At 66.6% G+C, this 7,899-nt stretch carries 7 protein-coding genes; all 7 read right to left on the bottom strand.

Annotation, left to right across the window (positions count from 1 at the left end):
* A partial coding sequence (locus AS156_RS44975; protein ID WP_245313073.1) for an ATP-binding protein occupies positions 1 to 1,426 on the bottom strand: 1,426 nt, incomplete at its 3' end.
* A gap of 202 nt (positions 1,427 to 1,628) precedes the next feature.
* A complete protein-coding gene (locus tag AS156_RS26370) occupies positions 1,629 to 2,513 on the bottom strand; it encodes an ABC transporter permease (protein ID WP_066510564.1) in 885 nt (294 codons plus the stop codon).
* Positions 2,510 to 3,466, bottom strand: coding sequence for an ABC transporter permease (locus tag AS156_RS26365; protein WP_066510557.1), 957 nt, complete (start codon positions 3,464 to 3,466; stop codon positions 2,510 to 2,512). The genes AS156_RS26370 and AS156_RS26365 overlap by 4 nt, the downstream gene beginning before the upstream one ends.
* Before the next feature lie 5 nt (positions 3,467 to 3,471).
* Positions 3,472 to 5,019, bottom strand: coding sequence for an ABC transporter substrate-binding protein (locus tag AS156_RS26360; protein WP_066510556.1), 1,548 nt, complete (start codon positions 5,017 to 5,019; stop codon positions 3,472 to 3,474).
* On the bottom strand, positions 5,016 to 6,041 hold the full coding sequence (locus AS156_RS26355) for an ABC transporter ATP-binding protein (RefSeq protein ID WP_066510555.1): 1,026 nt from the start codon (positions 6,039 to 6,041) through the stop codon (positions 5,016 to 5,018). Before AS156_RS26355 ends, AS156_RS26360 begins: the two co-directional genes overlap by 4 nt.
* Entirely contained in the window at positions 6,038 to 7,114 is a 1,077-nt protein-coding gene (locus AS156_RS26350) for an ABC transporter ATP-binding protein (protein ID WP_066510553.1), read from the bottom strand. The genes AS156_RS26355 and AS156_RS26350 overlap by 4 nt, the downstream gene beginning before the upstream one ends.
* A partial coding sequence (locus tag AS156_RS44970; protein ID WP_245313072.1) for a CoA transferase occupies positions 7,114 to 7,899 on the bottom strand: 786 nt, incomplete at its 5' end. The genes AS156_RS44970 and AS156_RS26350, both read right to left, overlap by 1 nt.

Here is a 7,899-nt window from a genome sequence, read left to right as displayed (position 1 = left end):
CCTCGATCAGCGGCTCGGCAAGATCCTGCGCCGCACCAACGAGCGCCGCGACATGGGTATCGATGAAGTTGGTGCTGATCTTGTTTCGGGCAAAGCTCTGATGCGCCAGCACGGCGCCGAGGAACGGGATGTTGGTCGCGACGCCGCCGATCCGGAATTCGCGCAAGGCCCGCGCCGCCTTGTGCACGACATCAGACCATTTCGGGCTCGGCGAATGCACGATCACCTTGGCCAGCAGCGAGTCGAAGGCGGCGCTCGTCATGTAACCGGAATAGCCGAACGTATCGACGCGTACGCCGGGGCCGGACGGCAGGTCGAACACGGCAAGCGTGCCGCCGGTCGGCTTGGTCACGCCCTTGGCGTCCATTACCTCCATGTTGACGCGGAGCTGCATGGCGTAGCCGCGCGGCAGCGGCACCGCGGCTTGCGCTAGCCCGAGGGAGGCCAGCGTCGCGCCGGCCGCGACCGCAAGCTGCGAGCGCACCAGATCGATGCCGAGCACCTCCTCCGTCACCGTGTGCTCGACCTGCAGCCGCGGATTGGCCTCGATGAAGGCGAAGGCGCCCTCGCCTTCGCCGGCGTCGTCATCTACGAGGAATTCGAAGGTGCCGAGATTGTCGTAGCGCGCGGCCGCGGCGAGCTGCTTCGCCGCCTCGATGATGCGCGCACGCAAGCCATCGCTCAGCGACGGGCTCGGTGCCACCTCGATGAGCTTCTGGTTGCGGCGCTGAATGGTGCATTCGCGCTCCCAGAGGTGGCTGATCCCGCCATGGCGGTCGCCGATGATCTGCACCTCGATATGACGGGCCTTGCGGATCAGCCGCTCGACGTAGACGGCATCGCTGCCGAATGCGGCCTTGGCCTCGGACTGGCAGCGCGCATAGGCCTCGTCGAGCTTGGCGGCATCCTCGACCACGCGCATGCCGCGGCCGCCCCCGCCGGCGATCGCCTTGATCATCACGGCAGCATTCGTGCCGAGCGAAGCGAAGAATGCCTTGGCCTCGTCGAGCGTGGTCGCGCCCGAGGTGCCGGCAATGATCGGCACGCCGCACTTCTTTGCCAATGCCTTGGCCTGCGCCTTGTCGCCGAACAGATCGAGCCCCTCCGGCGACGGGCCGACGAAGGTGATCTTCTCCTCGGCGCAGCGCCGCGCAAGCTGGGCATTCTCGCTGAGGAAGCCGTAACCGGGGTGCAGCGCATCGCAGCCGGTTGTCTTAGCCGCCGTGATCACCGCCTCGATGTCAAGATAGGCGCGCGCGCCGCGCCCGGGAATCTCGCGGGCTTCATCGGCGGCGCGAACATGCAGCGAGGCCGCGTCGTCGGCGGGATAGACCGCGACCGTGGCAAGGCCGCTCTCGCTCGCGGCGCGGGCAATGCGGATCGCGATCTCACCGCGGTTGGCAATCAGCAATTTCTTGAAGGACATGATTGGTTCCGTTGAAGTCTCAGGCGACTGAATTTTCTTACCTCGCCCCGCTTGCGGGGAGAGGTCGAAGCCGAAGCGAAGCGTAAGGCTTCGGGTGAGGGGGAGTCTCCACGGGCGAGCTCGCGGAGAATCCCCCTCACCCGAAATTCGCGCTGCGCGCAAATTTCGACCTCTCCCCGCAAGCGGGCGAGGTGACTAACTCCTAGCGATCCTTCATCGTCGGATCGAGCACAACACGCAAGGACTCTCCGAGCGCATTGAAGGCCAGGGAGACAAAGAGGATGGCGAGGCCCGGCGCGTACATCTGCTCGGGCGCGATTTCCATGTATTGGTAGGCGCGCGCCAGCATGGCGCCCCAGCTTGGGTCCGGCGGCTGGATGCCGAGGCCGAGGAACGACAGGCTCGCCTCCGCCAGCAGCGCCGCGGCCAGCAGCAGCGTCACCTGCACGATGACCGGCTGCAGCGTGTTCGGCAGCACGTGGCGCCACAGGATATGCCAGGTCGGCGCGCCAAACCCTTTCGCGGCATCGACATAGAGCTCCTGCCGGACGATCAGCGTGCGGGCGCGCACGATGCGCGCCAGCGCGGGGAACATGGTGATGCCGACTGCGATCATGCCGTTGGTGAGCCCGATGCCGAGCGCGCCGGTGACCGCGATCGCGAGCACGATCGCGGGGAACGACAGGAAGGTATCGATGACGCGGCTGATGATGTCGTCGATCCAGCCGCCGAAATAGCCGGCGATCAGGCCGACCGGCAGGCCGATCAGAACCGCGACGCCGACCGCGAGCAGGCTGGCATAGACGGTGGCCGGCGCACCGTAGATCAGGCGGCTCAGCACATCACGGCCGAGATCGTCGGTGCCGAGCAGGTGCCCCGGGCCCGGCGGCGCCAGCATGTTGTTGACGTCCTGCGCGGTCGGCGCATAGGGCGCGATCCAGGGCGCGCCGATCGCCACGATGACGAGAACCAGCAGCACGAGGATCGACAGCGTCGCGCGGACATCGCCGACGAGCCAGCGCAGGAGGCGCCGCAACCGGGTCGGCTTGGCGGGCCGCTTGAGCTCGGCGAGCGCGAGGTCCGTCATTGCTCGATCCTCGGATCGATCGCGGCGCAGAGCAGATCGGTGATCAGGTTCACCGCGATGACGACGACCACCACGGTGAAGACGACGCCCTGCACGATCGGAAAGTCGCGCTGGATCGCGCCGCGCACGATCAGGCTGCCGAGCCCGGGAATCGCGAACACCGCCTCGATCACCACCGTCGCCGCCAGCATGCGGTTCACCAGGAGACTGATGATCGTGAGCAGATTGACGCTGACATTCTTCAAGCCGTGCTGCCAGAGGATCCGCGACATCGAGAGACCCTTGGCATGCAGGGTGCGGACATATTGCGACGACAGCACCTCCAGCAGCGCGCCGCGCAACTGGCGCGCGACCTCGGCCATGCCATAGGCCGCGATCGCGATCCCCGGCAGCAGCGCGTATCTGATTGCCTCGATCGGCGAGGCGCTGAAGGATTTGGCACCGGTGGCCGGCAGCCAGTTCAGCTTCAGCGAGAATTCCGCGACCAGGATCATCGCGAGCCAGAAGCCGGGAATCGCGACGCCGACCGAAGCGATCAGGCTGACCAGCTTGTCGACCCAACCGTTCGGCTTGACCGCCGCGATCACGCCCATCGGAATGCCGGTGACCAGCGCCAGCACCATGGCGATGACGACGATCAGGAGCGTGTTGGGAAAAGCACGCCCGATCGAGGTCGCGACATTCTCGCCGGTCAGCAGCGATTGCGAGAGATCGCCCTGCGCGACCTTGCCGAGCCAGGCGCCGTATTGCACCAGGAACGGACGGTCGAGGCCGTAGATGCTCCTGATCTCGGCAATGCGGGTGTCGGTCGCATTGTCGCCTGCGAGCGTCACGGCGATGTCACCGGGCACCAGCTTCAACAGCGCGAACACCATGAAGGTCGCAAGCAGGATCACGGGCAGCGCCTGCAACAGGCGGCTGCCGATAACCTTGACCGGTGACCGTCGCGCCATTGTTCTCAGCTCTCCAGCCAGACATCGTCGTATTTCGGCTTGCCGAGAAGGTTGGGCTTGTAGCCCTGCACCTTCTTGTTCATGGCGACAAGCTCGAACTGGAACGCCAGCGGCACGACGAAGGCGTTCTCCATCACCAGCCGCTGCACGGTGGCGAAAGCCTTGCGCCTGATGTCGATATCCTCGGAGGCGCGCGACTCCCTGATCGCAGCTTCGAGCTCCGGCGGTACCGGCGCACGGCCGCCATTGTAATAGGCATCCTTGGTGAACATCAGCGAATAGGTCAGGCTCGGATCGGGACGGCCGGTCCACGCCGCAAGGAGGCCGGAGCCCTTCTTCTCGGGGCCGAAGAACGCGGCGGAGGCTTCCGCGATCGGCGCGTTGACGAAGCGGACGTTCATGCCGGCCTTGCGGAACTGCTCGATCAGGATTTCCTCACGCTGCACCGAGTCCTGGTCGGAATAGCCGCCGATCTCGATCTGCGTGCCTTCCTTGAAGCCGGCTTCCGCAAGCAGCTTGCGGGCCTTGGCCGGATCATAGGGATAGAGCTTCGCGACTTCGGCATCGTACGCCCAATGCGACTTCGGCAGGTTCATGTAGGCCGGTTCGGCGAGACCGGCGAGCGCCGCCTTGACGAAGGACTCGCGGTCGATCGCGAAGTTGAGGGCCTGGCGGACCTTGACGTTGTCGAACGGCGGCTTGGCCCAGTTCAGGAAGATCTGGAACACGTAGAGCGTCGGACCGTGCACGACCTTGACGCTGGAGGCGCGCTCGATGATCGCCTTCTGCCGCGGCGGCAGCTGATAGATCAGGTCGTTCTGGCCGGCCGTGACCGAGCGCGCGCCGGTGGTGAGCTCGGGGATGATCGAGAACTCGATGCCGTCGGGATAGGGCCGGTTCGGCTTCCAGTATTTCTCGTTGCGCTTGACCACGATCTTCTCGCCGTCGGCCCAGCTCACGAAGCTGTAAGCGCCGGCACCGACCGGCTTGCGCGTGACGACACCGCCGTCGGCCGCCTTGAGCGCGGTCGGTGACACCATCATGCCGGCGCGATCGGACAGGATGCCGGGCAGCGCGGTATCCGGCGTGTTCAGCTTCAGCGTCACTTGCAGCGGGCCGCTCACCTCGACCGAGGCGACCGACAACAGGTCGGCCTTGATGTTGGACTTCGGATCGCTCTTGTTGCGGTCGAGATTGAACTTGACGGCTTTCGCATCGAGCGGCGTGCCGTCATGGAAGGTGACGCCGGCGCGGATGTTGAGCACGAGCGTGGTGGGATCGGTGAATTTCCAGCTCTCGGCCAGCCCAGGCCTCGGCTTCAGCGTCTCGAACTCCCATTCGACCAGCGTGTCGTACATCGTGAACAGGAAGGCGTGGTCGGAGCCGGCGCCGCCGGTGGCGGGGTCGAGGCTTGACGGGTTAGCGGGCGCGGAGATGCGCAACGTACCGCCCTTCTTCGCCGCGCCTTGCGCGAATGCCGGACCGCCGAGGCTGGCGCTCACCAGCGCGCCCGAAATCAGCGCAATGGCCTCGCGTCGCGTCGTTATTGTCATGGCGTTTCCTCCGGCGGTTCTTGATCGGGCGAAAAGTTGGGGTCGGCGAAATGACAGGCCACCCAATGATCGGGCTTCAGCTCGCGCCACTCCGGCGCCTGCTCGGCGCAAAGCGGCTGCGCGTGCGGGCAGCGGGTGCGGAAGCGGCAGCCGGTCGGCGGATCGATCGGGCTCGGCACCTCGCCCTGCAGCACGATCCGCTCCTCCAGCCGCATCGACGACGGCAGCGGCCGCGGCTCGGCCGAGAGCAGCGCCTGCGTATACGGATGCAGCGGCCGCTCAGACACCGCCTCCGTCGGACCGAGCTCGACGAACTGCCCGAGATACATCACCGCGACGCGCTCGCTGATATGCGACACCACGGCAAGATCGTGGGTGATGAAGACGTAGGTCAGGCCGAGGTCGCGCTGCAGATCGGCGAACAGATTGAGCACGTCGCCCCGGATCGACATGTCGAGTGCGGCCACCACCTCGTCGCAGACGATCAGTTTGGGCCTCAGCGTCAGCGCGCGGGCGATCACCACGCGCTGCTTCTGGCCGCCGGAGAGCTGATGCGGATAGCGCTCGCCGAACTCCTGCGGCAGCCCGACACGCTCCAGCGCCTCTCTCGCCTGTCTCTCGCGCTCAGCCTTGGTGCCGATGCCGGCGAGCTCCAGCGGCTCCAGCACGGACGCCAAGATGGTCATCCGCGGATTCAGCGCGGCGTTGGGATCCTGGAAGATGATCTGGTAGTCGCGACGGTGGCTCTGGAATTGCTTGCGCGACAACGCCAGCGGATCGGTGCCGTCATGCAGGATGGCGCCGGCGCTGGGCTTCAGCAGGAACACCAGCGCGCGGCCGATCGTGGTCTTGCCCGAGCCTGATTCCCCGATGATGCCGAAGGTCTCGCCACGGCGGACGTCGAAATTGACGCCGTCGACCGCCTTCACGGTGGCGCGACGGTCCGAGGTCTGGAAGCGCACCTGGAGGTCGCGCACCGAGACGATGGGCTCGCGGCTGGGTTCGGCCGATGCTGCGGTCATTGCGCCGCGACCCTGGCTGCGACAGATGTCTCCGGCGGATGCAGCGCGCCGGGCAGATTGAGCTCGGCGAAGCGCCAGCAGCGCACCTTGCGGCCACCGCCGGCATCCTGCAGCGCCTGCTCGGCCTCGCAGCCCTTGGTCGCATGCGCACAGCGCGCGCGGAATCGGCAGCCGTTCGGCATCTCGGCAATCGATGGCACGCGGCCCGGGATCGACGGCAGCCGGCCGTGGCGCGGGCTTAAGTGCGGCAGCGAGCGCAGCAGGCCTGACGTGTAGGGATGCAGCGGCCGCACCAGCGCCTCGTCGACGGAGGCGTCCTCGATCACCTCGCCGGCATACATCGTGATCATCCGCGTGCAGGTCTCGGCGACGACGCCGAGATCGTGGGTGATCAGCATCAGCGCGGTCTGCGAAGTCTCGCTGATGTCGCGCAAAAGTTCGAGGATCTGCGCCTGCACGGTGACGTCGAGCGCGGTGGTCGGCTCGTCCGCGATCAGGAGCTGCGGCCCGCAGATCAGCGCGGCCGCGATCATCACCCGCTGGCGCATGCCGCCGGAGAGCTGGTGCGGGTAGTCATCGATGCGCCGCTCGGGCGAGGCAATGCCGACGCGGCGAAGCATCTCCAGCGTCTTCGCCCGCGCCTCTTCGTAACTGATGCTGGTGTGAACGCGCAGCGTCTCCGCGATCTGGTGACCGACGGTGAACACCGGATCCAGCGCGCTCATCGGTTCCTGAAAGATCATCGCGATGCGCTTGCCTCTGATGCTGCGCATCTGCCGCGCGCCGCAGCTGGCGAGATCGGTGCCGTCGAAAATGATCTTGCCGTCGAGGCCCGCGAAATTACCCGGCAGCAGGCGCAGGATCGACAGGCCGGTGATGGTCTTGCCGCAGCCGCTCTCGCCGACGATGCCGACGCGCTCGCCCGGCGCGATGTCGAAATCGATCTTGCGCGTCGCCTGCCAGATGCCCTGCGAGGTCTTGAAGCGGATGCCGAGCCCGCGCACGGACATCAGCGGCCGCGCGCCATCGCGCGCAACCTCGGACCTGCGCTCTCCCGGCTGGCCTGCCTGCATCAACCCGCCGCCCGCTTCTTCTCTTTCACCAGCTGCTCCTCCATCAGCATCTCGGTGCCGATGATGCCATCGCGCGCGAGCGCTTCTAGCTCGGCGTCGGTGAGGCCGAGCATGCCGCCGAGTATCTCGCGGTTGTGCTCGCCGAGCGTCGGCGGCACCGAGCGGATAGCAAAAGGTTCGGCCCCTTCGCGGAACGGCATCGACGGCTGTGGATGCTTGCCGATGAAGGCACGATCGACCTCCTGGATGAAGCCGCGGGCGTGAAGCTGCGGATCCTTCAACAGATCGATCGGCAGCCGCGCGACGCCTGAGGCGACGCCGGCCGCCTGCAGCGCGGCCATCGCCGCATCGGGATCGCGCGCCGAGGTCCAGGCCGTGAGCGCGGCTTCGATCTCGCCTTCAATCGCGCGGCGTCCGGCGGCCGTCTTGAGATTCTTGTCCATAGCCCAATCCTCGCGGCCGAGCAGCCGCGCGAGCTTGGGCCACATCGCATCATCGGACATCGCGACGACGATCCAGTTGTCCTCGCCGCCGCAGCGGAAGCAGCCATGCGGCACGAAATCGGGATGGCGATTGCCGTATTTGACCGGCGGCTTGCCGTCGATCGAATGCGCCACGATCCAGGGCGCGGTGAACGGCATCATGCATTCGATCTGGGCGAGATCGATGAACTGCCCCTGCCCGGTGAGCTTGGCGTGGATCAGCGCGGTCAGCACCGCGGCGCAGCCGTTGAGGCCGCCGACGGCATCGCCGAATGCGGTGTGGCTCATCACCGGCGGGCCGCC

Source organism: Bradyrhizobium macuxiense (assembly GCF_001542415.1).
GTDB lineage: Bacteria > Pseudomonadota > Alphaproteobacteria > Rhizobiales > Xanthobacteraceae > Bradyrhizobium > Bradyrhizobium macuxiense.
This window is presented reverse-complemented; position numbering and strand designations above follow the sequence as displayed.